Genomic DNA, 26243 nt, shown 5'->3' with positions numbered 1-26243 from the left:
TCATCCTTTGAGTGTTTTACTCTCCGGTAAACCCGGGGCGGTTCAACGGCTCGACGGATGCGTCTCTGCGCCCGCTGCTGCAGGCATGGGTGACAACGCACCCCGAGGCCTCTCTGATTTGCCATGACAGCCCTCGGGGCTTCGCCGGCGCCGTCAATGCCGGGCTTGTGGTGCTTGGCGCCATCGACCGTCCTGTGGTGCTGCTCAACTCTGATGTCACTCTGCCGCAGGGCTGGGCCTCGCGCCTTGTGGCGCCGCTCTTGACCGATGCAGCCATCGCCAGCGTCACGCCGCTCTCGAACGAGGGTGAACTGATGGGTGTCCCGCACCCCTGTGCCGGTGTTTCGTTGCGAAACACCGAGGCTGATATGGTTGATGCCGCTCTCGCGCCGTTTGCACGTTGCTCTGCCCTGCCCTCTTTGCCCACCGGGTCGGGGTTCTGCATGGCGCTGTCCCCCCATTGGCTGGCCAAGGTACCGCGCTTCGACGAAGGCTTTGGCCGTGGCTATGGCGAAGAGGTGGATTGGTGCCAGCGGACCCGTGCGCGTGGTGGGCGTCACGTCTGCCAGCCGGGGATATTCGTTGGCCATGTCGGTGCTGCCAGTTTCGGCGTGGAACAGAGACGCACATTGCGAGCCCGTAGCGCCCCTGTCCTGTCCCGCCGTTGGCCTCGGTTCGATGCCGAGGTGGCTCAGGCGAAGGCTTCGGATCCGCTTGTCGCAGACCGCCTGCGCGCCGGGCTGCTTTGGGCCAAGGTGCGATTGGATGGGGTGCCCCTACCCGTCTACGTGGCGCACAGTCTTGGTGGCGGCACCTCGCGCTGGCTGGGCCAGCGTCTTGCAACCCACGAGGTCGCCTTGGTGCTGCGCGTCGGTGGGTCGCTGCGGTGGCAGATGGAACTGCACACTCAGGCTGGGGTCACGCGTGGCGCAACGGCGCGGTTTGCGGTGATACAGACTCTGTTGCGCCACTCTGGTCCGCGTCACGTGATCTATGTCTGCGCCGTGGGCGACCCCATGCCAGAAGAGATCCCGTTTCGCCTGCTCGACCTCTGCGCGGGTGGGCATCGCCTCGAGATGATGTTCCACGATTATTTCCCGCTGAGCCGTGATTACACGTTTCGCAGCGAAACCTATCCCGAATGGCAGGCGCTTTGGCGGCCCGCGCTGGATCGCGCGGAACAGCTGACTGTGTTTTCAGACGCCTCATCCAGGATTGTCGCTGGAGAGCATCCCGATCTTGCTCACAAGATCCGTCTGTCGCCACATGGTCCGCTTGGGCCTGTGCCGCGCCTGTCACCTGCACCCTTGGGACAAATGGTTCTCGCGGTGCCGGGGGATCTCAATGTGCAGAAAGGGGCTGCGGTGGTGCGTGCTTTGGCGGCCATCTTTGCCCAGACTCAGGAGGCGAGGCTTGTGGTTCTGGGAGAGGTTGCCCCGGACTGCCCGTTGCCGCGCGCGGTGAAGGTGCTGGGTGGTTACCAATTGGAGGACCTGCCGCATCTGGTGGCGCGGCATGGGATTGGGGCATGGCTGATCCCGTCGCTGTGGCCAGAGACGTTTTCCTATGTGACGCAGGAATCACTGGCGACCGGTTTGCCGTGCATCGGCTTTGATTTGGGCGGGCAAGGTGACGCGCTGCGCCGTGCCGGGAATGGCCATGTGGTTTCGTTGCGAAACAGTGCCACGCCGGATCTAGACGCGCTGCTGCGCGGCTTGCGTGCGGTGCCGGGGTGGCCGGATCAGGTGGGCGAAACAGCCGTTCTACCGTCGCGGCACTGGTCGTTTCGAAAGATGCGGGCATGAGTCTTGTGGGTCCTGAAATAGGTCCGGATCGGTCCTATTGTTTCGCGCGCGAAACATTGGGTCCGTTTCGGACCTATCTCTCAGAGGTCACTGAGGATGTCCCGATGCCAGCGCATCAGCCCGACCCCTGCCAGCAGCGCAACACCCAACGCCAGCGCCATTACATAGATCGGGCTGGCATAGGCCGCGTCATAGCCGGGATACAGACCGCGCCGCACAAGGCCTGTCACATGGATCAGCGGGTTCCACCACAGGATCTCGCGCCAGGGCAGGGGAACCGCCTGATAGGTAAAGAACACGCCCGAGATCAGGAACATCGGGCGCATTGCGATGGACCAGACCCGTTGCCAGAGCGGCATCAACCCGATCAGAAGGCAGTTCATCATGCCCAGTCCAAGGCTCAGCGTAGCAAGCAGCCCGGCGGCTTGCGCCAGAACCGCCAGATCCGGGGTGGCGCGTGTTTCGCTGAGAAACAGGATGCCCCCCAAGAGCAGGCTGGCCATGGCAAGCTGGGTCAGCACCGCAAGGACAAACCGCGCAAGGATCGCGTCGAACACACCTACCGCCGGATAGGCAAACAGTGGGCGCGAGAAGTTCAACGCTTGGGCCAGTTTGCCGGTGATGTCCGAAAACGCGAGAAAGGGGAGCAACCCCGTGGCGTAGAACAGTGGAAAGCTGGTGCCGAGGGCAGGGGCGTGAAAGCCAATGGCAAAGATCACCGACAAAAGCGCGATGCCCGCCAAGGGTTCGGCCACGGCCCAGAGGTAACCTCCGGGCACGCGGCCGTGAGTGGTGGTCATTTCCCGCAGCATCAAGGCACCAATTGCCCGCCACAGGGTAGGACGGGCGGTTGGTGTCATCGACGTGTTCCGCTGCGAAATTCCCGCATAAGGAGAAATGATACGGCATGACTCAGCTAAATGCAATCAAAAGTAATCCGGCTGTCCCGTTTCATGGAGTCACGCTGCCTGCGGCGCAGGTGATCCCGCACTGGCCCTTTGCCCAGTCTCGCCGTGCGGGGCGGCATGTGGCGGTGACGCTGTCCTTTGCGGTTTGTGTGCTGCTGCCAGTGTGTCTTGCCGCGTGGTATCTTTGGGCGCGGGCGGCGGATCAATACGCCTCCGAGGCTGGCTTCGCGGTGCGCCGGGAAGAGACCGGTGCGGCGGTCGAGATGCTGGGCGGTCTGGCGGGTCTGTCAGGGGTGAGTTCGCGCGATACGGATATTCTTTACGAATTTCTGTCGTCGCGCCGTCTGGTGGCTGAGCTGGCGGCGGATCTGGATCTTGCCAACCTTTGGGCCAAACCGGGCACAGACCTGTTTCGCGGTGAAACAGACCCTGTTTTTGCCTTTTCCAAAGACGGATCGCCCGAGGCGTTGCACCGCTATTGGCGCCACCGCGTGCAGGTGGCTTATGACAGCCGCGCCGGGCTGATCTCGCTCCGGGTGACGGCGTTTGCGCCCGAGGATGCGCAGGCCATCACCCAAGGTATCGTGCAACGGGCGACTGCGCTCATCAACGAGTTGAGCGATGTGGCGCGGGACGATGCGATCCGCGATGCGGCCATGACATTGGAGGCGGCGGAAACTCGGCTGCGGCTGTCGCGCACGCAGGTGACGGCGTTTCGCAACATGCATCAATTGGTCGATCCGGCAGCGGATGTGCAGGCGCGGGCGGGGCTGCTGGGCAATTTGCAGGGGCAGTTGGCCGAAGCGCTGATCGCGCTGGACCTGTTGCGCGACGCCACCCGTGCGGGTGACCCACGGCTTGCGCAGGGCGCACGCCGTGTGGCGGTGATCGAGGACCGGATTGCGGCGGAACGGGCCAAGCTGGGGTTTGAGGGCGACGGAGAGGCCTTTGCCAGTGTGGTGGGCCAGTTCGAGGCGCTGATGGCGGATCGGGATTTTGCCGAAGCTGCCTATATGGCTGCGCGGACCACCTATGATCTGGCGCAGGCCGAGGCGCAGCGGCAGAGCCGCTACCTTGCTGCATGGCAACAACCGACCCTGCCCGAGAGTGCAGAATACCCGCGTCGGGTGCGCTGGCTGGTCGGGATCGCAGGTTTTGCGCTGTTGTTCTGGGGGTTGGCTGTGCTGTCGGTTTATGCCGCGTTGGATCGGCGCGGATGATCGTGCTCGACGACCTGTGGAAGCGGTTTCCATCTGGGCCGCTGGTGGCGCAGGGGATCACTGCCACGTTCCCGGCGGGGCAGGCGACGGCGCTTTTGGGGCGGAATGGTGCCGGAAAATCATCGCTGCTGGCGATGATTGCAGGGACGCTGCGGCCCGATGCGGGCCGGGTGGTGCGGAATGGGACCGTTTCCTGGCCTGTGGGCTTTGCGGGCGCGTTTCATCCCGATCTGACGGGCGCACAGAACACGCGGTTTGTGGCGCGGGTCTATGGTGTCGATAGTCCGGCGGTGTTGGAGTTCGTGCGCGCGGTGTCCGGGTTGGGGGAGGCGATGCGCCAGCCGGTGCGGCGCTATTCCAGTGGTATGCGCGCGCGGCTGGGATTCGCGATCTCCATGGGCATTCCGTTCGACATGTATCTGGTGGACGAGGTCACGGCGGTGGGGGATGCCGCGTTTCGCCGCGAAACATCCGAGCTGCTCAAGGCGCGGCTGGGGCAGGCGGGGGCCATTGTGGTGAGCCATGCGCCTGCGCAGTTGCGGGGGCTGTGTAGCGCGGGGGCTGTGCTTGAGGAGGGGCGCTTGCGGATGTTCGACGATCTGGACGAGGCGATTTCGGTGTATCAGGCGGGCGGGGCTGTTATGCCGCCAGCCACAGGGCCAGTCGGTCTCGGCGCCAGTGGCGATACGCGCTGAGTTGGCGCAGGCGGGGGCCGGGGGCAAGGGAGAGGGCGTGGCGCAGGATGTTTTGATTGGTGGGGGTCAGATGGTTCATATGTGGCTCTAACATCGCCAAATTCGTGCATACCCAGTTTCGGTAGGTGCCGTCTCTGAGCTTGTTCATCCGCCAGAGTGCAGCCCGCAGACCCGCCCGTGGCCCAAGGTGATTGCCTGCATGGGCGCGATAGAACAGGCCGGGGCGGGCGTCTTGCAGAACATCGGTCCCTGCACCGGTCAGTAGGAGGATCAGCCACCAGTCCCAGAACGGGGCATCGACCATGCCGACGCTGCGGGCGAGTGCCACGGCGGTCGCATCAAGCATCAGCCCGCTGCCGGGCATCCGACATTCCACCAGTGCGTTGCGAAACGTGGCCGGGGCCTGACCCCGCCAGCGCATGACGCGCGGTGCCTGTCCGTCGCGCAGAAGCATCCTGTGGGCGCAATAGACCTGTCCGGCGGGTGTGCTGGTGCTGTCTTGCGCCAATGCGGTCAGGCCGCGTGCCAGGTGGTGTGGCAGCCAGAGGTCGTCCTGATCGGCAAAGGCAACCGGGCCTGGGGGCAGGTCTGGGTGACAGAGCAGGCCGAGATAATTCGCCGTCATGCCCTGCTGCGGGCCGCGCAGGAGCATAACCGGATTGGGCTGGTCCTGCGCGAAGGCGCGGATCAGGGCGCGAGTGCCGTCGGTTGATCCGTCATCACTGATCCAGAGCGACCAGTGGGGATGGTCCTGCGCGGCAAGGCTGGCCAGTTGCGACCGCAGGAACGCGCCGCCGTTGCGGGTGCCCATGAGCACGGTGATATGGGGCAGGGGGGCCATGTTAGGATCATGGCGCGGTTGAGTGAGTTTTACAACCTAAAGTAGATCCTTGGTCAGGTGTCGGCATGATACGAAGGATGGCGTGGTTTTGCCCACACTCCGCGAGCGGCTGACGGCGATCCACCGGGATCGCTTGAGGCAATGTCCCATCCGCATTAAGGTCAGGCTCAGGCCCCGACCGGGACGCCAGATGCCAGTTTCGATGACAAGGGTCCCCCAGTGATGGAGTTTCCTCCGATCTATATCCTGAGCCTCGAGGGGGCGCAGCGCTTTGCGGCGCTTGCCGAGGCACTGGAGGCGCGTGGGTTGGCCTATGAGGTGATCTGGGGCATCGACGGTCGCACGCGCCTTCCCCAAGAGCATGAACACCGGGTGGACCGCACCGGGGCCGAGGCGCGTATGGGGCGGCCGATGACGGACGGAGAGTTCGCCTGCGCCCTGTCGCACCGGAAGATCTATGAGCGGATCGCTGCCGGGGATGCACCTTCGGCCATCGTGCTGGAGGATGATGCCGATCCGTCGTTGCCGTTCTTCGATCTGGGGCCCGCGCTGGTCGATCCACCCTGCGGGTTGCTGCTGTTTGATCACAAGAACACCTATGTGAAGGTGCGCGACCGGCTGATTCTGCCCGGTGGGGTGCGCGCCTACCGGGTGGCGCTGCCGCCTTTTCTGGCCACCGGTTACATGGTGTCGCGCGAAGTGGCGGCGCATCTGGCGTTCCGCAATGGTCCCGTTGTGCAGCCCTCGGATTGGCCCGATGCGATCCTGCAATTCGACAGCTATGCTTGTGATCCGCGCGTGGTCACCCAGCGCGGACGTACAGCAGGCAATTCCAGCCTCGAGGCCGGACGGCGCAAGCATGGGCATCGTCAGCGCAAGAGCCTGCGACGTCTGCTTTATAAATCCTATTGGCGGCGCTGGGTGACCAAGCGGCTGGCGCGCAAGCTGGCGTAACCGGAACGGGCGCGGGGTATGTGCAAGCGCGCCGCCCGCAGATTGCATCCTATTCAGCGGCGGCAAGTCGGGGTGGGGCGCTTTCCATTCGCAGACTGTGCAGCAGCAGCCCCAAGGGCCGCGGATCGGCAGAGGCGCCCAGATCGCGTGGGCTGTGGCAGGTGGGCAGGCTGAGGTCGATGCGCAACGGGCCGCTGAACTGTGGCAGGGGCAGATCCCAATCGAGTGCGGGATCGCTGCCGCGGGTGCGGGTGTCGGACCATGTGGCGCGGCGTCCGGTACGTTCTTCGATTGCGGTGATTGTGAGCGTCAGTGTCTCATGCGCCAGTGCCGCCTCAAGCAGGGCGGCTGTGCCCGCAAGCCGCGTCACCGGATGATCGGGGTCTGACAGGGCGCGGATGCTGGCCTGCGGTCGGGCGGTCCAGATGCCCGTATCTTCGGGCGCATGAAACCCATCAAGATGCAGTGCGACCTGATCGGGCTCGCGGGCGACGCGGATCAGGTCGGTCTCGGAGGTGAGCGGAGGCAGGGGGCGCAATGTGCCCGCCTCTGGGGGGTGCAGCATGTCCTGAATTGCGGTCATGTCGGCCCGGTCGAGCAGTGCATCGCCGCGCCCGTCGAGCCAGGTGGTCAGCGCGGACCCGGTGCCGCGGCGACAGGCCAGATCGGTGAGCTGTGCCTGCGCCTCGGGTGGGGTGCGCTGCCCCAGCGCCTGAAGCCCCATCGGGAGGCCCAGCCCGGGTGGCAGGCAGAGGATCACGGCCCAGAGCGCCGGATCACGGATCGGCAGGGCGAGATCCGACAGGTGATGCCCGGTCTCTGTGGCTGTGCCGCAGGTGCGGGCCAGCAGCAGTCGCAGAAGACCCAGCCGTTCGGTGGCCTTGAGTGGCCCGCCCTGTGCCAAGGCCCGGCCCAGATGTGTGGGTTCAGAAACAGCCGTGTTCAGCAAGTTTAGAGATACATATTGGCCGATCTCGCGCTCTGTGCAGGACCAGAGATCGGGAGGCATCAGCCCGCGCCCGGCCATCAGCCCAGCCATCACGCCGCGCACCTGCGCATAGCTCAGGTACCAGTCGCGATCCTGCGGTTCCGCGCCTGTGCTGCGGCTGTAGGCGAGGGCAGCGCGGCGGGTCATGCGAGCCTGTCCGGCATAGAGAAAGCGGGCCAGCCCGTCGGCATAGGCGGCGGCATCGCGCGGGCTCATGACGCGGGCGGCGGCGGTGCCGCGCCGGGTGATCTCGCGCGGGTCTTGGGCGATGGAGCGCAGGATGTCTGCCAATGCCTCGGTCCCGCTGCCTTGGGGCAGGTGCCAGCCGCAGGTGTCAGGCATTTCGGCAAAGCAGCCCGAGTTCTGCACGATGGCGGGTCGCCCGCTTGAGAGCTGTTCGGCCAGCGACAGAGATGCGCCTTCGGTGTTGGGGTGGCGCAGGTTGAGAAAGAGGTCGGCGTCCTGCATGACCGATGCAAAGCCCGATGCATCCGGGTCTGGCAGAAGGCGGAGTGTTTCTCCGAGGCCTTGCGCGCTGATCCGCCCTTCGAGCATCTGTAGATAGGTGGCATCGCTTGCATGGCCCGCAATGGTGACACGGTAGCGCTGCGCAAGATCGGGGGCGCTGGCCAGCGCGTCGATCAGCACCTCCAGCCCCTTTGTGGGGCCGATATGGCCTGTTGCCGCCAGCCGAAGTCGCGCGCCGGGACCGGGGCTGCGATCGGGCGGATCGACGGGCACATCGGGGCGGGGCATGAAAAGCGTCGTGCTGCTGCCGGGGTACTGCGCCCCGATGGCACGGGCGGCGAAGTCGGAATGGGTGACCACTCCGGTGGCCAGCCGCGCCAACACATCCGAGAGCGGCACCTGCGCGGCCCAGCTGCTTTCCCACGGCACATAAGACACCGCAGAGCTGGCCCGCAGCACGCCGCTGGCGGCGAGGTAGTCAAAGCCCGCAGCCCCTGACACAGCATGGATCAGCGCGCCGAAACCGGGGGCAGGTGCTATGCCGTCATGGTGCAGCCCCGCCAGCATGTGTTGGTACACATGGTCATGCAACACCACCGGACCGGGATGGGCCATCAGCGCCCGCAGGATCAACCCGTGATGTTGGTCGTTGTTGCCCATGTGGTAGAGCATCAGATCGAACATCTCGGGCAGGTCGGAGTCTATGAGCGCATCCGACAGCGGCAGGGTGGGGCAGGGCATGGGCAACCGGTCGACCTTGGGGCAGGGCGGGTGCAGCACCGTGACCTCAATCCCCTTGCGGCGGGTGAGGGCGCGCAGCACCGACCCGGCATAGGAGCCGACCCCTGTGCGTGACGAGATCGGGCAGACCCAGGCCAGGCGCATCAGGCGGCCTCGGCCGTGGGCAAGGGCGCGTCGAGCACGGCGTCGAAGCGTTTGAGTGCCTCGGCCCGCGCGCCTGCATTGGCGGCGGCAAAGCGGGCGCGTTCGGGGTTCTGGTCCATATTTTGGCCCGTATTTTGGCCTGTGCCTGTGCCTGTGCCTGTGCCTGCGGCGTGGATGGCGGTGAGCCTGTCCAGCATGGCGCGGGCGCGGGTTTCCAGCTCAGAGAGGCTGGGGGCCAGATCGCCATAGGAGCGCGCGGCACAGAGTGCACGCAACGCCTTGCCCGCGCCATGCCCCGGTGCGGGCAGGATCAGCGTATAGGCCCCTGAAAGCAGGCTGTCGGTGGGCGAAAGCCCCGCCACCGGACGGTCTGCCCCGTAGCCCAGATGCAGGTGCAGATCGGCGCTTGGTGCGGTGTCTGTGGGGGCGCTGTCATGGGTGATGCTGAGCAGGGGCAGGCCCAGTGCCTGTAGCGCCCGGCGCAGCACTTCTGCCTGACCTGTAGGGGCACCGTGATCAAGGATCAGGATGCGGGTGTCCGAGGTTGGGTTGGGGGCGTCTACCGGAAAGCCATCAGCCAGCGCCAGCGGCAGCCACGGGGCGAAACCAACGGAGGCTGCGACATCGGCCCGGTCTGTGAGAAGGGCGCGGGCATAGCCTTGCAGGACAAGTGGCAGAGTTCCTGCCGTCTCCCACGCGCCGGGGCCACCAAACGTCTCTAACGCAGCCGAAAGTGGCTGTGTGAGCAGCAGCGTGGCGGGGCCGTATTGCAGGGCGTGGGGCAGTCCGAGGCCCAAGGATGCGACTTGGGGCGCATGGGGCCGGGGTGGCAGAGCGGCAAGGGTTGCGGTGTCGGCAACCGCCTGTGGCCCGGTCTGGCAGGGCACGCAGGGCAGCAATATGTCACCGCGCCGTTGCAGATGGGCCCTCAGGGCCCGGTCGAGCAGCTGCCCGCGCAAGGTCAGGCTTTGGCTGTCTTGGGTGGGCAGGTGGATCAGCATGGGATGCGGGCTTTCCGGGATGGGCGTCCCGGTCATGTTTGCTTCATCAAGGTTAATGAAGGGTTACGAGCGGGAAGACGCGGTTGCGCGTTCGGAGTTTTCGTCGACGAAAACTCGGCACCTGGACGGTGTATCGGTGTGAGGGGTGGGACTGTGGTGTTTGCATATTTGTGAAAAGAAGAAGCAGGGGCGTGTCACTTGGGCCAGACCGGCAGGCGCTTTGCGTAGGGCAGGAAGGCCTTGTTGGTCTCGAGCGCCACTTGGGCGATCCGCGCCACGTCGGATTGCAGCGTGTCGAGGTTGGGGCAGGGCTGGCCCATGACACGCTCGGGCACCGGGCCGAGGTCGAGCCCGCGGGCCGTGAGGGCGGTGCGGTCGTGGGCGAAGAGTTTGGCCACCAGCGCTGCGGTGTCGGGTCCGGTTTCGAAGCGACCGCGAAAGCTGTCCTGCAGCTCGGCATAGGCGCCGAACTCATCGGGGATGGGGTGGGCATGGGCCTCGTCGTAGGTCATCACGTGGTTCAGCATGCGTTTGAAGAAGAGCAGATTGCCGGAGATCGTCAGGTTGCTGTCGGCTTTGGGCATGTCGATCCCGGCCACGCCTCCCATCTGCGCCAGCATGTCCTGTCGGATGTCGCCGCCGGGGAAGGCGTCGCGGCGGAAGGGGCGCAGGGTGATGGCAGCTGCCCCGTAGACCGCCTCCCAGCGTTTGAGGAAGCCTTCAAAAGGCTGCGGGAAGAGGCGGATGTAGTCGTCGAAACTGGCGGTCAGGTTCCGTTCCTGCACCGCTTGGGCGTACCAGCTGGCGAGATAGGACAGGTGTTCGCGCAGATAGAGCACGATACGGGTCTGATCCGGCGGAAAGAGCGTGGCGGCGGCCTCTGGCGGGACATTGCGGAAGAACAGTTCCGAGGAGATGACGTAAGCCATGCCGGGGTCGGCGGTTGCCTGTGCGAAGGCGGTGCGCCAGCCATCGGGTACGCCCCGCGTCGGATGCCCCGCCAGCGCATAGGCGAGCGGATGATGGGCGCAGTGGCTCAGGTGAAAATGTGGATAGACCCAGCCCGCGCAGGCCAGCGCTGGGGCGTTTGTGGCCAGCATGCGTTGGATCGAGGAGGTGCCGGTCTTGTTGGCACCGATATGGAGCAGGAACCGAGGAGCCATGGCGGGCAGGATAGCCGCTTAGCCTGTGGCATTCACTTCGCCGGATCGGGGGATAACGCGCGCTCACATTCATGTCAGGCGCTTGTCAGATTGGCATCCGGTTGGGAGCGCCCCCCGTAGCCTTGTCATGACCACAGGGAGTACTTGTAATGAATATTGTCGATATCGCCGCCGGATCCGAGGATTTCAGCATCCTCGTCACTGCGCTCAACACGGCTGGCCTGACCGATACGGTCCGGGCGGCTGATGACATCACTGTCTTTGCCCCGACCAATGCCGCCTTTGCCGCGCTGGCGACAGATCTGGGGTTTGACGGCGACCCGACCGATGCGGACGCGGTCTTTGGCTTTATTGCCGGGGCGCTGACCGATCTGGGGGGCGGAGACCCGATCCCGCTTCTGACGGATATCCTGCTTTATCACGTGGCGCCGGGCGCGCGCACCGAGCCGACGATCACCGGATCGGAGGGGATTGCGACGCTGCTCGAGGGGGTCGAAATTGCCCCATCCGACGGGGCTTTGGGCGATCTGGAGCCTGATCTGGCCAACCCGAGGATCGTCGCCCCGGACATCGCGGCGGACAATGGCATTATTCAGGGCATCGACCGCGTGCTTTTGCCGATCGATATTCCCGGCAACACCCCGCCCGAGGCTCCGAACATTGTCGATATCGCCGCGGGGTCGGATGATTTTGATATTCTGGTGATGGCGCTCAACACAGCCGGCCTGACCGATACGGTCCGCACCAGCACCGATATCACGGTGTTTGCCCCCACCGATGCGGCGTTTACCGCCCTGGCGGTGGATCTGGGCTTTGACGGGGATCAGACCGACGAGTCGGCGGTCTTTGGCTTCATTGCGCAGGCGCTGACCGATCTGGGCGGCGGCGATCCGATCCCGCTTTTGACCGATATCCTGCTCTATCACGTGTCGGGTGGGGCGAAATCCGAGGCCGATATCACTGCGGTGGGGTCTGTCGCCACGCTTCTGACGGGGGCAACCATCGCGCCTTCGGCAGGGGCGCTGGTGGATGGTGAGCCCGATCTTCTGGATCCGGTGATCGTGGTGTCGGATGTGGCGGCGTCGAACGGCACCATTCAGGGCATCGACCGGGTGTTGCTGCCCATCGATATCGCGGGCAATGACCGGGCCACGATTGCCGGGATCGTGGCTGAGAGCGGTGGCACCTTCGACAGCGATGCCAGTGATTTCGATCTGCTGCTGAACGCGTTGCAGGCGGCGGGGCTGGTGGGGGCGCTGGACAACCCCGACAGCAACCTGACGGTCTTTGCACCCAATGACGCGGCCTTTGTCGCCGCGGCACAGGCGCTGGGATATGAGGGCAGCGACGAGGCCGGGGCGTTCGAATATATTGTCGATGCGGTGACCTTGCTCAGCTTTGGCCGCGATCCGGTGCCGCTTTTGTCGGATATCCTGCTCTATCACGTGGCGCCCGGTGCGCTGGATTCGGGGGATGTTCTGGGATCGGCCAGCATCGACACGCTGCTGGGTGCGGCTCTGGGTGTCGACGGGGCGGCGCTGGTGGATGGCGAGCCGGACCTGCCCGATGCCAATATCATCGCCACCGACATCGCCGCATCGAACGGGTTTGTGCATGTCATCGACGGGGTGCTGGTGCCGGTTGACCTTTTGCCGTCGAACGGGGCCGAGGATGCGGTGGCCTTCGTGATCGGGGATGACACTGCCGAGACCTTCACGCTGGGCGACAATGACGATTACGTGTCGGCCGGTGGCGGGGATGACACGATCCTCGGTGATGATGGCAGCGATGTGATCCTGGGCGGGGACGGGGAAGACACCGCCGTGATTTCCGGGGATTTCAATGATTTCGAGTTTCTGTTCGGGCCGAACGGGGTGGCCGCCACCGACAAGACCGATGTCGCCGAAGGAACGGATTTCCTCAAGGATGTGGAATTCGTGCGGTTCGACGATGGCACGCTGGACCTGTCGGTGCTCACCGGGGCGGCGCAGCTTGCGCCGGACCAGCTGCAGATTCTGACCGAGCTTTACATTGCTTATTTCGACCGCGCCCCGGATGCGGGTGGGCTGCTCTTCTGGGGCACGTCGCTGGCCAATGGGGTGAGCCTGCCGGAGATTGCCGCGCTGTTCTTCGAGCAGCAGGAGACCCACGAGGCGCTGCCCGAGGATCTGACATCCGAGGCGTTTGTCACGCAGGCCTATAACAACTTCCTCGAACGCGACCCGGATGCCGAAGGTCTGAACTTCTGGGTCTCTGTTCTGGAGGCGGGTACGGTCACGCGGCCCGAATTCATGCTGGCGCTGATCGAAGGGGCGCGGGCGGATACCGGGTCACCGGACGATGTGCGCACGATTGAGGACAAGGGCGACATTGGCGTGTCCTTCGCGCTGATCAACGGTCTGAACAACGTGGATGACGCCGGGGCGGTGATGGCGGCCTATATGCTGGAGGACCGTGCTGCGGGTCTGGCCGAGGCGCAGAGTTTGATCGCCGAGGCGGCTGCGGATGCCAATGGTGCGGATGGCAGCACCGAGTTCACCTTCCAGCTGGTCGGTGTGATCGATGATCCGTTTGCGGTGGCCTGACTGTGTGAACCGACGGGCCGGGCAGTTCTGTCCGGCCTGTGACACGGGAGTGCGGCGCGCGCCGCCAGTCAGGAAAAACCAGTCTTGCCGGATGGGGGAGATTCGGGTGATCATGGACAGGTCTGTTTTGACGGACGATTGAATGGAGTGATGGGTCTCCATGTCATTGGATTGCGCTGCCGAAGATATTGCGGAACACGTGCTTTTTGAGACGGGCAAGTCCCTGTTCTCGGGCGATTTCGATCATTTTGCCGCCTATTTCTGCTTTCCGAATGTGATCGAGACTGCCGATAGCCGGACTGTGATCCGCGATCCTAAGGCGCTGCGGGCGGTGTTTGACGACATGCGTTGCTATTATCGGCAGATGCAGGTGATCGACATGGTGCGTGCGGTGGTAGATGCGCAGTTTCTCGATTCCGACACGGTGGCTGCGACCCATGTGACCAGCATGGTGCATGCCGATGGCGTGTCCCGGCGCAATCCCTATCCGATCTATTCGGTGCTTCGCCGGCATGATCCGCTGGAGTGGAAGTTCCAGTCGAGCCTTTATGTCATCCTCGATTGCGAGACCCACAATGCCATGCTGTCACCAAACGCGGGCTCGACGATCCGTATGTGAGGATGTGATCTCGGACGACACAGGCCGGGCTTTCGGGGCCCGGCCTGTTTTGGGGAGTGTTATGCGCTAACGCGGCCTGCACCTTTGGGGCCTGCGATGAACCAGATGATGAAGCCCAGCACGGGCAGCACGAGGATCAGCAGGGTCCAGAGCAGTTTCGCGCCAGTGGAGGCGCCGCTTTGCCAGGTTTTGACCAATGCGTAGATGTCCGCGATCAGGACGATGAGTCCAAGAAGTCCATATTCCATGTGAGGGTCGCCTTTCCTGTGTGTCTGACAAGGAAACCCCGGATCACGCGATATTGTTCCCGCGCCCTTCTGCGCCCTAGACTGGGGTGAAACCGCTCGGCAGAAAGGTGCCCCATGTCCGATCCCTATCAGGCCTCGATGATGCAGAACCTCTATTGGTGGGGGATTCCGACGCTGTTCCGCTGTCCCAACGAAGGGCCTGAGGGGGCGGATATCGCCTTGGTCGGCGTGCCGCATTCGACGGGAAATGGCACCACCGAGCGGGATCAGCATCTGGGGCCGCGCGCGCTGCGCAACGTGTCTTGCGTGCAGCGGCGGGTGCATGGGGGGTTCCAGCTTGATCCGTGGGAGGCGGCGCGGATCGTCGATGTGGGGGATGTGCCTTTGCCGCGGGCGAATGACAACGAGGCCTGCATTGCCGACATCACCGAGTTCTACAAAGGCATCGATGCAGCAGGGGCGCGGCCGATCTCCATCGGTGGCGACCATTCGATCACTGGTGGCATCGTGCAGGCTTTGGGCAAGGGGCAGATCACGCAAGGTGAGCCGGTCTGTTTTCTGCATCTGGATGCCCATACGGATGTGTTCACCAAGGTGGATCACTTTCTGGGGGCCAAGAAATCGGCGGCGCATTGGGGGGCCTATCTGGCCGATCAGGGACAGGTGGACCCGACCCGGTCGATGCAGATCGGGTTGCGCGGCCATCCGCGCACGCTGGACTGGCTGCAGCCGTCTTACGACTACGGCTACAACGTGGTGACGATGAAGGAGTTTCGGCAGCGTGGCCTCGCGGATGTGGTGGCGCAGGCGCGCGAGGTGCTGGCGGGACGGCCGGTCTATATCACCTTCGATCTGGATTGCCTCGATCCCACCATTGCGCCCGGTGTGTCGAACCTCGAGCCCGGTGAAAAGGGCTTTGACATCGACGAGGCGGTGGGGCTTTTGCACAGCGTGCGGGGGATGAACATCGTCGGCGCGGATGTGGTCTGCATGATGCCCACCAAGGACGCGCCCAACCAGATCACCGCGCTGACGGCGGCGGCGGTGATGTTCGAGATGATCTCTATGATGGCCGAAGGGGTGGGACAGGTTCGGACGTCGCTTACCGCAGGGTAAGGAAAACCTGTCTTGCCGGATGACGCGAAACGCGTGATTTTGATCAATGTCATTAGACGGGCGATGGAATGGGGTACGTATATCGCCATGTCACAGGATTGTGCCGCGGAAGAAATCGCTGATCTGTTGTTGTTCGAGACAGGAACAGCTTTGCTTGCCGGAGATTTTGATCGGTTCTCGGCCTGCTTCGGCTTGCCCCATGTGATCGAGACCGCCGACACACGCTCTGTGATCCGCGATCTGACCGGGCTGCGCAAAACGTTTGATGAACTGCGCCGCTATTACCGCGACACGCAGGTGGTCGACGTGGTGCGCACCGTGGTCGAGGCCCGCTTTATCGATTGCGACACGGTGGGGTCGACTCATGTGGCCAGCATCGTCCATGCCGACGGCGTGACCCGCCGCAAGCCCTACCCGGTCTACTCGGTGATCCGGCGGCATGATCCCTTGGACTGGAGGATCATGTCGAGCCTCTATGTCATCCTCGACAGCGAGACCCATAATGACGTGCTCTCGGTCTCCCTGCGGCCCTCGGAGGTGTCGGCGTAGGGGGTAGTGGTTTTGGCGAGGGGTTTTGACCGCGGTAAAGTGTTGGTTCTGTTGGGATAGACTCGTGGGATCAATAGGGGCCGTTTTTGACCCACCAGTTCTTGCGCTGCAAGCTAAGCTCAGTGATAAGATGCGCGACTGCTTGAAAGCCAAAGCTGCTCACATGAATTCGTTAACTCGACTCATTCGAAAGCTACTATGGGTTAATGCGATCTTTGCGATCTTATTGGTGGTGTTCATGCTGAGCGGGTTAGCCTCAAATCAAGCAATTTCCACGTTGGCAGTCGCTTTGAGCATGAGTCTGACTGTACTAGTCGCATTCAGAGTGGTGGAGTTCTTCATCCCAAAATAGGGAAATTATTTTGCATAGCGGAATATTATGCAAAGTATCCTGAGGTTAAAAAATGATCACTGATTGGGCCCAGTTCATTCTTGTCGCGTTTTGCCTGGTAGCTTTACCATTGAAGGGATCAGCGTCTAACCTCGAAGACGCTCAGGACACAATTGAAGCAATCCTTTCCAAGAACGATAGTAACAAGACTACCAAAGCTTCCCTTAACGGATGTATCCTTGAAATCGTAACGGACTACCATAAACCATGTATCGAACGATCTGAGTTCTCAGCTAAACGTGTAACAGAAGTTATTGAGTTGGAAACGGTACACCGAGTTACTGCAACAAGTTCAGACAGGACCACATTTATCCGTTTTTGGCCTGAGCGCCCTTCTGTGTTGAATTTTTTTACGCAAAGTACAGTGAGATCTGATACTTACATTCTCTACTGCAGCGGTGAAGAACATTCATCATCAAGTGTCGATAGCCCAAACATACATATACCCGGAAAAGTTTTCGATAGTGAAATCAATGCGCTAAACTATGCGCTTTCACATGCGTGTTAAATTCTGCTGATTTTCAGGAAGCTTTCATGAATGATCGCATATCCCTCAAGCAAGCGTAGGGTACATGCTCGCACGCACCACCCGACATACGAAAAAGGTGCGTGAGATCACGCACCCTACGGTAATGAAATTACATAAAACGCATTATGCGCAACTTAGATGTACGCGCAAAGCGATAATGTCACCCATGAGCAATTCAGGAATGTCACTCTCCTCGCAAACTGATGAGAGGATGAGCGGACATGGGATGGGTATTGATGAGCGAGCGCGAGTTGAACCGGGTTGAGGTTTTGGCGCAGGTCGATGACGGTCGGCTGAGCGTCGACAATGCGGCGAACATGTTGGACCTGACGCGTCGGCAGATATTCCGACTGTTGAAGCGGTATCGTCAGGACGGAGCTTCAGCGCTCCGGCACAAGTCGCGGGGGCGTTCGCCAAACAATCAAATCCACGCGGCTAAACGCGACTATGCTTTGAGCGTCATCAAAGAACAGTATCCTGACTTCGGGCCGACGCTTGCGGCTGAGATGCTGTCCGAACATCACGGGCTCACAGTCTCGCGCGAGACTGTGCGCAAGTGGATGGTTGAGGATGGCCTTTGGCTGTCCCGCAAACAGCGCCGCCAGTTTCATCGACCGCGCCTGCGCCGGGAATGCTATGGCGAGTTGATTCAGATCGATGGCTCGGATCATCGTTGGTTTGAAGACCGCGCGCCGCCTTGCACTCTACTGGTTTTTATTGACGACGCGACCAGCACCTTGATGGAGCTGCGGTTCGTGAAGTCGGAAAGTACATTCAGCTATTTCGAGGCTTTGGAGCGCTATCTGCAAACCCATGGGCGCCCTGTTGCATTCTATTCCGACAAGCACACGGTATTTCGCGTGGCCAAGGAAGACGCTAAGGGCGGCGCGCGAATGACCCAGTTTGGGCGCGCCTTGAGCGAGTTGAACATTGAGATTCTGTGCGCCAATTCGAGCCAAGCCAAAGGTCGTGTCGAGCGCGCGAACCGAACATTGCAGGACAGGTTGGTCAAGGAGCTCCGCCTGGCGGATATTTCTGACATGGAGGCTGGAAACGCCTATCTGCAGGGGTTCAAAGAGCGTCACAACGCCAAATTCGCCAAAGCTCCGGCCAAATCAGACAATCTGCACCGTGCTCTTAACGTAGAACCGGATCGTCTTGCGGACGTTTTGTGCTGGCGTGAGAACCGCTATGTCGGCAAGCAGTTGACGTTTTCCTATGAGCGCAAGCGCATCATGCTCGAAGAGAACGACCTCACGCGCGGTCTGGTCGGCAAATATGTGGACACCTATGAACCGCCCCGGGTTTACCGGAGAGTTTCTGGTTCAATAGTTAGGCTGCTTTTTCGTCAGCGTTCAAGCTTGCGTAGAATGCCTCCTCTGCTTCTTGTGGCGTGATGTAACCGACGGCGCTGTGAAGGCGGGTGTTGTTATACCAGTCGACCCATTTCAGAGTTTCCCATTCGACCTGACCGACCGACTTCCAGGGGCCGAGGAACTTGATGACCTCGGTCTTGAACAGGCCGATGATGCTTTCGGCGAGGGCATTATCATAGGAATCGCCGACGCTTCCGACCGAGGTATCGATGCCGGCCTCTGCGAGCCGCTCGGTGTATCGGATCGACAGGTATTGGCTGCCACGATCACTGTGATGGATCAATTTGTCAGCCTCAGACGGCGCCCTCTGGCAGATGGCCTGGTTCAGGGCATCCAAGACGAAACCAGTCGTCATCGAGGTCGAGACCCGCCAGCCAACGATCTTGCGGGCGAAGACGTCGATGATGAAAGCCACGTAGACCATTCCTTGCCAGCTGGAAACATAGGTGAAGTCGCTGACCCAAAGCTGGTTTGGCATGTCCGCCACGAAGGCTCGGTTTACCTTATCGTGCGGGCAAGGTTGTGCCGTATCGGGGTTGGTGGTGATCACCTTCTTGCCCCGCACAACGCCTTGTAATCCCATGACCTGCATCAACCTCTCCACCGTGCAGCGGGCGATATCATGGCCACTGCGGCGTAGCTGGTGCCAGACCTTGCGCGCGCCATATCGGCCCCGGCTGCCCTCGAAGGCCTGCTTGATCGCAGCCATGTCCAGCTGATCCTGCCTGGCCCGGTCCGATGCCAGATCCGGATCACGCTCCACGGCCTTGAAGGCGTAATAAGTCGATGGTGCGATCCCCAGAACCCGGCAGATCGGCCCGACACCATGGACACAACGGTGATCATCAATGAACGCGATCATTTGCGGAATGGGCGGTCGAGCTCCGCCGCTGCGAAATATGCGCTGGCCTTCTTCAGGATCTCGTTGGCCTGGCGCAGTTCACGGACCTCACGCTCAAGTTCCTTGATCCGATCCTTCTCGGCACTTGTCAGACCGGCCCGCTGCCCGGCATCGCGTTCGGCCTGCTGACACCAGACCCGCAGACTGTCCGGCGAACAGCCAAGCTTCGGCGCGATGGCCTTATAGGCGGCCGTATCGCTGGAATAATCGGTACGGTTCTCTCGAAACATCCGAACACCGCGTTCGCGAAGCTCGGCCGGATAGGCGGGGGTGAATCTCTGCTTTGTCATAGGGCTCATCCTTTGAGTGTTTTACTCTCCGGTAAACCCGGGGCGGTTCACTTTCACTGATCGCCGCAAGGCTTTTCAGCCCTGCGATAGTTGAAGTCTCCGGGCTCAAAAGCCTTGCTCCCCTCAGCGCATTTGGTGACATTTCTACTTTGCAAAACCGGTGACATTTCTACTTGGTTGCAACATTAGATGTACGCGCAAAGCGATAATGTCACCCATGAGCAATTCAGGAATGTCACTCTCCTCGCAAACTGATGAGAGGATGAGCGGAACTGTCAACGGCGGAGTAAAATTAGGCCACGGGGCGGCGCAAAACTGGGCCACTTTGGGTTTACGCGGGACGCGGGTGATGAGCGGCGGCCAGTCAGCCGCGCTCTCCATGTAGCTGGCGGGTGACTGGCCGCCTTGGACCGTCAGGTCCAAGTCTGGGCTTTGGATCAGTTGATGTTTTCGCCGGGCTTGCGTGCGCGGCTTTGCGCGAGGCGATAGCTTTCGCCGTTCATCTCGAGGATGTTGACGTGGTGGGTCAACCGGTCGAGGAGCGCGCCGGTCAGCCGCTCGGTGCCGAAGGTCTCGGTCCATTCATCGAAGGGCAGATTGCTGGTGATCAGCGTGGCGCCGCGCTCGTAGCGCTGGGAGATCATCTCAAAAAGCAGCTCGGCGCCGGTCTTGGACAGGGGCACGAATCCGAGCTCGTCGATGATCAGCAGCTTCACGGCAGCCATCTGCTTCTGGACGCGCAGCAGCCGACGTTCGTCTCGCGCCTCCATCAGCTCGTTGACCAGCGCGGCGGCGGTGGTGAAGCTGACAGACATGCCCTTCTGGCAGGCTGCCAGTCCCAAGCCCAGTGCAATGTGGGTTTTGCCGGTTCCGCTGGGCCCGAGGGCGATCACGTTCTCACGCCGGTCGATCCATTCGCAACGCCCCAGTTCCAGCACCTGCATCTTGTTCAGCTTCGGGATCGCCTTGAAGTCGAAGCTGTCGAGGCTTTTGGTGGCCGGGAACTTCGCGGCCTTGATGCGGCGCTCGACCATCCGCCGCTCGCGGTCAATGAGTTCCAGTTCCACGAGGCGCGACAGGAACTGGACATGGTCCAGTCCTTCGGCGGCGCATTGACGCGCAACCTTCTCGTGCTCCCGCAAGAATGTGGGCAGCTTCAGCGTCTTCAGATGGTGGGCAAGCAGGATCTTCGGGGCCTCGGTCATTCCGCCGCCTCCGACATCAAGGCCATGTAGCTGGCCGCCCGCGTCGTCTCGACATTCGCCCGCGGCAAGTAGGGGTAGACATCGAGATCAAGCCTCGGGGGGCGCTTCTCCACCTGACAAAGCACGAGGTGCTTCACGGCGTCGAAGCCGACCGCGCCCAGCTTCAGGGCCTTCTTCACGGCGGCATGCAGGTCATCCATCTCGAAGGTCTCGAGCAGACGCAGCACCTGCACATACTCGCGGCGCCCCATCTTGAGCATGCGCGCCTCCATCAGGCGGCGCAAAGTCTGGAACTCTTCGGGCAGGTCCCATTCCGCCAAGGGTGCGGCCTGGTCCAAGGCATTGATCTTGCGCTCGATCAGCGGGAGGTAGTGAACCGGATCAAAGATCATGTCCTCGCGATCGTAACAGCGCGGGTGTCGGGCGATCACCTCCCCGCGACAGCCGATCACGACCTCATCGACATAGCCGCGGATCCAGACATCCTGGTGGCCATAGGCGACCGGGACCGAGTAATCGTTGGTGTCATAGCGCACGAGAGACTGCGAGCTGACCCTGCCGCCCGCTTGGTCGCAGGCGTCGAACGGGGCGGCAGGCAGGGGGCGCATCGCGACCAGATCGCGCTGCAACCTCTCACCGATCGTCTCCTTGTGACCCCGAAGAATGCGCGTCAGGCGTGCGCGGCACTGCCCTTCAAGGTCTGCGTTGAAATCGTCCCAACTGGCAAAGTGGGGGATCGGCACCATGTGGTTGCGGCGGGCGTAGCCGACCATCCCCTCGACAGCGCCCTTGTCGTTCCCCTTCCCGGGCCGACCATAGCGATCCCGAAACAGGTAATGCGACTGCAAGCCGCTGAACAGCGCGGCGCGGATGCGCGTGCCGTCCGGTTGGATCTTCGACACCAGGCAGCGGTCGTTGTCGTAGAGCACCGACTGCGGCACCCCGCCGAAGAAGTCAAACGCGCGGACATGGCCGTCTATCCAGGCCTCCGCCGTCGCCGCTGGATAGGGGGTTCGTCGGCATAAAGGAACGTCTGGTCCCACAGGGATCGGTATAGGCGGCTAATTTATTGTGATTTTTCCTGTTTTATGTCCCCCTGATTTTGGCGATCTGTCATGCGGCTGATTTCAGGGGAAGGATTCCGAGCGCGTCACGGAGTTTGTCATCAGAGAAGTCGTATTCGCCGAGCATGTTGATGTGTGCCCAGGCCATTGGGGCGTGTGCGGCGATGACGCGTTTGAGTTCCTTCCTGGCTTCCTCGTCCGGTGCCGTTTGGAGTTGGTGAGCGAGGTAGAGATAATTCCAGCAGATGATGGAGTTCTTGATCAGCCGGTTGCAGGCTTCGGCGATCTCCTGTTCTTCCTTTTCGGCTTGGGTGAACTCGCGGGGATTGCCGACGGCGACGGCGCGGGTGAAGCGGTTGGCGAGTTCGACCTTGTTCAACTGGCGTTCGATGGCCTGACGCAGGGGAAGGTCATCGACATAGCGCAGGATGAACAGCGATTTGATGATCTGTCCGAAGGCCTTCAGAGTCTGATAGAGCGCATGTTGGCGGGAATAGGAATTGAGTCGCCGGAAGATGTCGGACGCGGTGTTTTCCTTGAGTTTGATGGTGGCGACGAGGCGCAGAAGCGCATCCCAGTTCTCGCGGATCAGGGTCTCATTGATGGTTTTGTCCGGGGCGATGATCCAATCATGATCCCTTGGCCGGTCCGGCTTGAAGATGTAGAGGGTCTGTTTTCCAATACCTTTGATCCGTGGGGCGAAGGAAAAGCCCAGCAGATGCGTCATCCCAAAGATGGCTTCATTATAGCCGTGGCTGTCGGTGGAATGAATGTTGCTCTTGACGACGTCATTGCACATGAGGCCGTCGATCACGAACGCGCTTTCCCGGTCGGCAGCGCTGATCATAAGGGAATGCCAGAGGATGTGGCGTTCATCGGCGAATGTGTAGGCGCTGACGCCTTGCCCCTGGCCAAAATACTTAAACGACCGGCTGGCAGCGAGGCTTTCGCCGCGCACCTCGAACTTTTGTCCATCACTGGCGGTATGCAGCTTGTCCGCCTCGTTTCGATAGATATTGGGCAGGTCCATCTCATCCATGGCTTTGACCACAGCGTCGTTCGCGGCGCGGATATTGTCGAGAGAAAACCGCCAATTGACGACATGTTCCAGTTCGCCCTCGGTCACGCGAGACGAGATCCTTGCCATTTTGCGAACGCCGATTCCACATCCAAGGCCCATGATCCCGGCCAGGAGTGCGGGGCGGGGTACAGCCTGACGGATGTGGGTCTGCTGCCAGTGTTCGAAAGCGCCGAGCATCCCGCAGTGATTATTGATCGTCTCAAGTACTTGTGCCAGTGGTACATCGTGCCGTTGAGGGAACAGTTCATTGGTTGGGCTGATGCCATCAGCCCCGGCTGCCGGGGTAGCGATGTGGAAGGTGCCATCGGCACGTAGCTTCAAGTGTGGATTGGCAGCAGCATTGGCGTTCGTACGCTGATATTGTTGTGTCAGCGCCTTCCGGAGGGTTGCCAGAACGGGTTCCGGGTCGGCAAACTCGGCCAATCCGGCCCGTTCCAACAGCTCCGGCTTCTCTCGCCTCCACCTGTCCGGATCAATCAGATAGGCGTCCATGGGGCGGTATTTATAGGACTGCGAGAGGTTGAGATCGCCGGATTTGATGGCGGCGGCAACATGCTGGAACAGAAAGACCTTGTAGAGCGAGGTTCGGAATGTTCCGTCACTGCGGATCAGTACTGCCCGCTCGTCTGTGTTGAGGAATTCCGTTGGCGCCCCTAGCCCGACCACGCCATCGTTGTGTTTGAACCGGTCGATGGCGGTGATGAGACTGGCGGCCCGGTTGTTCCGGTCGAACATGATCGCGCGAAGGATGGGACTAAGGCGATTTTGTAGTCGCAAGGACCCTGCCTCAAGCACATCGAACCAGCTTTCATCCCGCGCGGTTGCGGAAAGATCATCCTTCAGCTGCTCGAATGCGCTGAACCGACCTTTATCCAGCAAGGCTCGGATTGTGCTGACTTTCTGGGTGTCCGATATTCCATCCGCCTTGGTCACGCCGCGAATGTCGCGCAACAGGCCAAACACAGATGTGTCCAGGTCATTGATGACAGACTTGATCTGCTTTTGTTGTGCTGACCGGTTCTCCAGCAGCCAATCATTGTGATCGCGCGTCGCCTTTGCGTGAAAGGTCGCCGTGACGCTGAGCCAGAGATCGATCAGGTTGTCGTGCGTGCGGTAAAGCTGATGGGCAACAAAAGCAGCGGCATGGATACGCCGGTCATTGTCTGCGCGTTGCTTGAGCTGAAACAACCGTGAGCGCTGAACGCTGCCCGCGAAATATCGAATGCCGGCAGCCCCCAAATCGAGCGCCGATAGAGGGTCGGAAAGCTGGCCATGCAAATCGGCGAGCGTCTCAAAGTCAGTGATGGCTTCCTTAATCTTCGTCGGTCTTGCCGACTGCGACAGCTTCTTCAACAGGGTCAGGCGATACCGGTTCTGATCGTCTGGGGTCGTGAAGAGTTCGTCCAGCAAGGCGCGCGCGTCATCGGTGAGATGTGCATTCATCAGCGCGATGAGTTCTACTTTGCGGATCTGCAATCCGGATCGGATCAACTCAAGCAAAACACCCGATCTGGGAACCTGGATGCGCCGCTGGATCAAATAATCCACGCATCGATCAAAGATCAGGTGCGGCTTCAGATATGTTCGCGCCATCGTCGCAATCTCGGCGATCAGGTCTTTCCTGGCTTTCCGCCCGAATGGCATGAAGCCATAGAAATCCAGAATGAGATTACGATGGCGCGCGCGGGTCTGTTTGGGGTAGGCTGCTGGCGAGAACTCCGATCCTGTGAGCCCGGGAAGCTTTGCTGCCGCCTCAATATCCGGGGCGTGAAAATCGCGAGGATCGTAGAACGTCTTCGCCGCTTTGAAGTAAGCGCACATCACCAGAAAGCCGATCTGGCTGGCGGGTGAACGCAACTTGGTTGCGATGTCCAACAAGGGTTTTGGCAAATCGAAACATCGTTTGCGCTCGCGGAAGTCGAATACCGGCGGCTTGTCAAACGCCTTTTGCTCGGAGGATGACAGGATTTGCATTCGGGGCATGAGGCTCTCCGTCATAGTGGTGTCCGGGAAACGGTCGTTTGACGGCCCCGTGTTTTGTTGTCCGGCAATATGGCTTGACAACGGAATGTCGGACAAGATGATTGACGGATGGAAAAACGGACAAAGACTGCAGAATTAGTTGCGCCGATCGGATACGCGCGCATCTCAACGGCCGATCAATCGCTGGCCCCACAGGTTGACGCTCTGAAGGCTGCCGGTTGCGCCGAAATATTTGAAGACTGTGTATCTGGAGCCAAAACGGATCGGCCTGGACTAAATGAAGCGCTCGATCACCTACGTTCCGGCGACACTCTGATTGTCTGGAAGCTCGACCGTCTCGGGCGCAGCATGAGCCACCTGATTGATACGGTTCGCGATCTTGACCAGCGCGGCGTCGGATTCAGATCTCTGACTGAAGGCATCGACACGACAACGAGCGGGGGCACACTCGTCTTTCATTTGTTCGGTGCCCTTGCCCAGTTCGAACGCGACCTCATCCGAGAGAGAACGCGCGCTGGCCTGAGTGCCGCTGCCGCGCGCGGAAGAAAAGGCGGACGCAAGGCTGTCGTCACTCCTGAAAAACTGGCGCGGGCGAAAATGCTGATCGAAAAAGGCCTGACGGTTCGAGAGGCCGCGGCCCGCATCAAAGTTGGCAAAACCGCACTTTATGACGCGATCAAGTAGGAAACCTCACGAACCACGCCAGACTGATCCGTCGCCCCCCAAATTCAAAGGGACCGAAAACACGAACATTCCTATGGGACCTCACGTACCTTTATGCCGATAGACCCGATAGGCCCGGACGAAATAGGCATCGCTGTGCGGCAGGTCCATGACGAAGAAGTGCGCCTTCTGCTCGACACCGCCGATGACGACAACCGCTTCGCCAAAATCGGCCTGAGCATGGCCCGGCGGATGAGCCAGCGGCACAAACATCTCCCGGGTCCGCCGCTCGCGATCACGCACGTAATCCTTGACGATCGTATAGCCTCCGGTGAAGCCGTGCTCGGCCTGAAGCCGTTCCCATATCCGCTTGGCCGTATGACGCTGCTTGCGATGCACGACCTTGTCGGCTTCAAGCCAGGCGTCAATGAACTCGGTGAACCCGTCCAGCTTCGGCCGCCTGATCGGCTTGTCCCGCCGGTAGCCAGGCGGCACCGAAAAGGCCAACATCTTATCAACCGTCCCACGCGAAATGTTGAAATGCTTCGCCGCCGCCCGCGCGCTCATGCCCTCGGAACACGCCAAGCGAACCTTCTTGTAAAGTTCCACGGTATAGATCTCCCCGCCCTCCCTGCCGATGCAAGAAGGGAAAAGTGGCAGGATTTTACTCCGCCCGCAGCGAGACTATCCCGCCGCTACCATGGCCTAATTTTGC

18 protein-coding genes, 3 pseudogenes and 1 other annotated feature are annotated in these 26243 nt (G+C 61.4%); of the genes and pseudogenes, 10 read left to right on the top strand and 11 right to left on the bottom strand.

Features of this window, described 5'->3' with window-relative positions; genetic code table 11:
• The first annotated feature begins 11 nt into the window (after positions 1–11).
• The gene (locus tag ACK3EW_RS24110) at positions 12–1805 is read left to right on the top strand and encodes a glycosyltransferase (protein ID WP_493809919.1); all 1794 of its coding nucleotides are present in this window, start codon (positions 12–14) and stop codon (positions 1803–1805) included.
• Positions 1806–1885: 80 nt separating this feature from the next.
• On the opposite strand, the gene ACK3EW_RS24105 is transcribed toward ACK3EW_RS24110, so the two are convergent.
• Entirely contained in the window at positions 1886–2617 is a 732-nt protein-coding gene (locus ACK3EW_RS24105) for an ABC transporter permease (protein ID WP_493809950.1), read from the bottom strand.
• Positions 2618–2712: 95 nt separating this feature from the next.
• Between ACK3EW_RS24105 and ACK3EW_RS24100 the strand changes: the two genes are divergently transcribed.
• Positions 2713–3933 carry a KpsE/RkpR family capsule polysaccharide export protein gene (locus ACK3EW_RS24100; protein WP_493809918.1) on the top strand — a complete coding sequence of 407 codons (1221 nt, stop codon included), beginning with the start codon at positions 2713–2715 and terminating at the stop codon, positions 3931–3933.
• Entirely contained in the window at positions 3930–4628 is a 699-nt protein-coding gene (locus tag ACK3EW_RS24095; protein WP_493809917.1) for an ABC transporter ATP-binding protein, read from the top strand. Before ACK3EW_RS24100 ends, ACK3EW_RS24095 begins: the two co-directional genes overlap by 4 nt.
• On the opposite strand, the gene ACK3EW_RS24090 is transcribed toward ACK3EW_RS24095, so the two are convergent.
• A complete protein-coding gene (locus ACK3EW_RS24090; protein WP_493809916.1) occupies positions 4573–5469 on the bottom strand; it encodes a glycosyltransferase in 897 nt (298 codons plus the stop codon). The genes ACK3EW_RS24095 and ACK3EW_RS24090 overlap by 56 nt on opposite strands.
• Positions 5470–5691: 222 nt before the next feature.
• Between ACK3EW_RS24090 and ACK3EW_RS24085 the strand changes: the two genes are divergently transcribed.
• Complete coding sequence (locus tag ACK3EW_RS24085; RefSeq protein WP_439119536.1) at positions 5692–6423, top strand: glycosyltransferase family 25 protein; 732 nt, start codon at positions 5692–5694, stop codon at positions 6421–6423.
• A 49-nt stretch (positions 6424–6472) separates the two neighbouring features.
• Here the strand turns inward: ACK3EW_RS24085 and ACK3EW_RS24080 are convergent, their stop codons facing one another.
• The 3 genes from ACK3EW_RS24080 to ACK3EW_RS24070 all read right to left on the bottom strand — a co-directional run bounded on the left by ACK3EW_RS24080 (position 6473) and on the right by ACK3EW_RS24070 (position 10928).
• Positions 6473–8764, bottom strand: a complete 2292-nt coding sequence (locus ACK3EW_RS24080) for a glycosyltransferase family 4 protein (RefSeq protein ID WP_493809949.1) — start codon at positions 8762–8764, stop codon at positions 6473–6475.
• The gene (locus tag ACK3EW_RS24075; protein WP_493809946.1) at positions 8764–9801 is read right to left on the bottom strand and encodes a hypothetical protein; all 1038 of its coding nucleotides are present in this window, start codon (positions 9799–9801) and stop codon (positions 8764–8766) included. The genes ACK3EW_RS24080 and ACK3EW_RS24075 overlap by 1 nt, the downstream gene beginning before the upstream one ends.
• Before the next feature lie 158 nt (positions 9802–9959).
• Positions 9960–10928 carry a hypothetical protein gene (locus ACK3EW_RS24070; RefSeq protein ID WP_493809945.1) on the bottom strand — a complete coding sequence of 323 codons (969 nt, stop codon included), beginning with the start codon at positions 10926–10928 and terminating at the stop codon, positions 9960–9962.
• 149 nt (positions 10929–11077) lie between these two features.
• Here ACK3EW_RS24070 and ACK3EW_RS24065 point away from each other — a divergent pair, with 149 nt between their 5' ends.
• The gene (locus ACK3EW_RS24065) at positions 11078–13513 is read left to right on the top strand and encodes a fasciclin domain-containing protein (protein ID WP_493809944.1); all 2436 of its coding nucleotides are present in this window, start codon (positions 11078–11080) and stop codon (positions 13511–13513) included.
• Between the two features lie 160 nt (positions 13514–13673).
• Positions 13674–14132, top strand: a complete 459-nt coding sequence (locus ACK3EW_RS24060; protein WP_439119522.1) for a hypothetical protein — start codon at positions 13674–13676, stop codon at positions 14130–14132.
• Between the two features lie 59 nt (positions 14133–14191).
• On the opposite strand, the gene ACK3EW_RS24055 is transcribed toward ACK3EW_RS24060, so the two are convergent.
• Positions 14192–14380: a PLDc N-terminal domain-containing protein gene (locus tag ACK3EW_RS24055; protein WP_493809943.1), complete on the bottom strand. Its 189-nt coding sequence runs from the start codon at positions 14378–14380 to the stop codon at positions 14192–14194.
• Positions 14381–14494: 114 nt separating this feature from the next.
• Here ACK3EW_RS24055 and ACK3EW_RS24050 point away from each other — a divergent pair, with 114 nt between their 5' ends.
• The 3 genes and pseudogenes from ACK3EW_RS24050 to ACK3EW_RS24040 all read left to right on the top strand — a co-directional run.
• Positions 14495–15496 (top strand): arginase family protein, encoded by a 1002-nt coding sequence (locus ACK3EW_RS24050; RefSeq protein WP_439119524.1) that lies wholly within the window; start codon positions 14495–14497, stop codon positions 15494–15496.
• Between the two features lie 12 nt (positions 15497–15508).
• Positions 15509–16045, top strand: a complete 537-nt coding sequence (locus ACK3EW_RS24045; RefSeq protein WP_493809942.1) for a hypothetical protein — start codon at positions 15509–15511, stop codon at positions 16043–16045.
• Between the two features lie 1141 nt (positions 16046–17186).
• Positions 17187–18257: pseudogene (locus ACK3EW_RS24040) on the top strand (ISNCY family transposase); the annotation flags it as partial.
• 40 nt (positions 18258–18297) lie between these two features.
• On the opposite strand, the gene ACK3EW_RS24035 reads toward ACK3EW_RS24040, so the two are convergent.
• The 4 genes and pseudogenes from ACK3EW_RS24035 to ACK3EW_RS24020 all read right to left on the bottom strand — a co-directional run bounded on the left by ACK3EW_RS24035 (position 18298) and on the right by ACK3EW_RS24020 (position 24865).
• Positions 18298–19532 (bottom strand): IS3 family transposase gene (locus tag ACK3EW_RS24035; protein WP_493808251.1). Its coding sequence is split into 2 segments (ribosomal slippage): positions 18298–19232 and positions 19232–19532, totalling 1236 coding nucleotides; the frame shifts between segments, so codons are not numbered across the junction.
• Positions 19129–19245 (bottom strand) — a sequence feature (AL1L pseudoknot). It overlaps the preceding gene by 117 nt.
• 437 nt (positions 19533–19969) lie before the next feature.
• Complete coding sequence (gene istB / locus ACK3EW_RS24030; protein ID WP_493806540.1) at positions 19970–20737, bottom strand: IS21-like element helper ATPase IstB; 768 nt, start codon at positions 20735–20737, stop codon at positions 19970–19972.
• Positions 20734–21774: pseudogene (locus ACK3EW_RS24025) on the bottom strand (IS21/IS408/IS1162 family transposase); the annotation flags it as partial. The gene istB and the pseudogene ACK3EW_RS24025, both read right to left, overlap by 4 nt.
• Positions 21775–21850: 76 nt before the next feature.
• The gene (locus tag ACK3EW_RS24020; protein WP_493809913.1) at positions 21851–24865 is read right to left on the bottom strand and encodes a Tn3 family transposase; all 3015 of its coding nucleotides are present in this window, start codon (positions 24863–24865) and stop codon (positions 21851–21853) included.
• Positions 24866–24973: 108 nt separating this feature from the next.
• Between ACK3EW_RS24020 and ACK3EW_RS24015 the strand changes: the two genes are divergently transcribed.
• On the top strand, positions 24974–25549 hold the full coding sequence (locus ACK3EW_RS24015) for a recombinase family protein (RefSeq protein WP_493809912.1): 576 nt from the start codon (positions 24974–24976) through the stop codon (positions 25547–25549).
• Between the two features lie 108 nt (positions 25550–25657).
• Here ACK3EW_RS24015 and ACK3EW_RS24010 read toward each other — a convergent pair.
• A pseudogene (locus ACK3EW_RS24010) lies at positions 25658–26137 on the bottom strand (IS21 family transposase); the annotation flags it as partial.
• Positions 26138–26243: the final 106 nt, after the last annotated feature.

Source organism: Marivita sp. NO-S04 (assembly GCF_059070475.1).
This window is presented reverse-complemented; position numbering and strand designations above follow the sequence as displayed.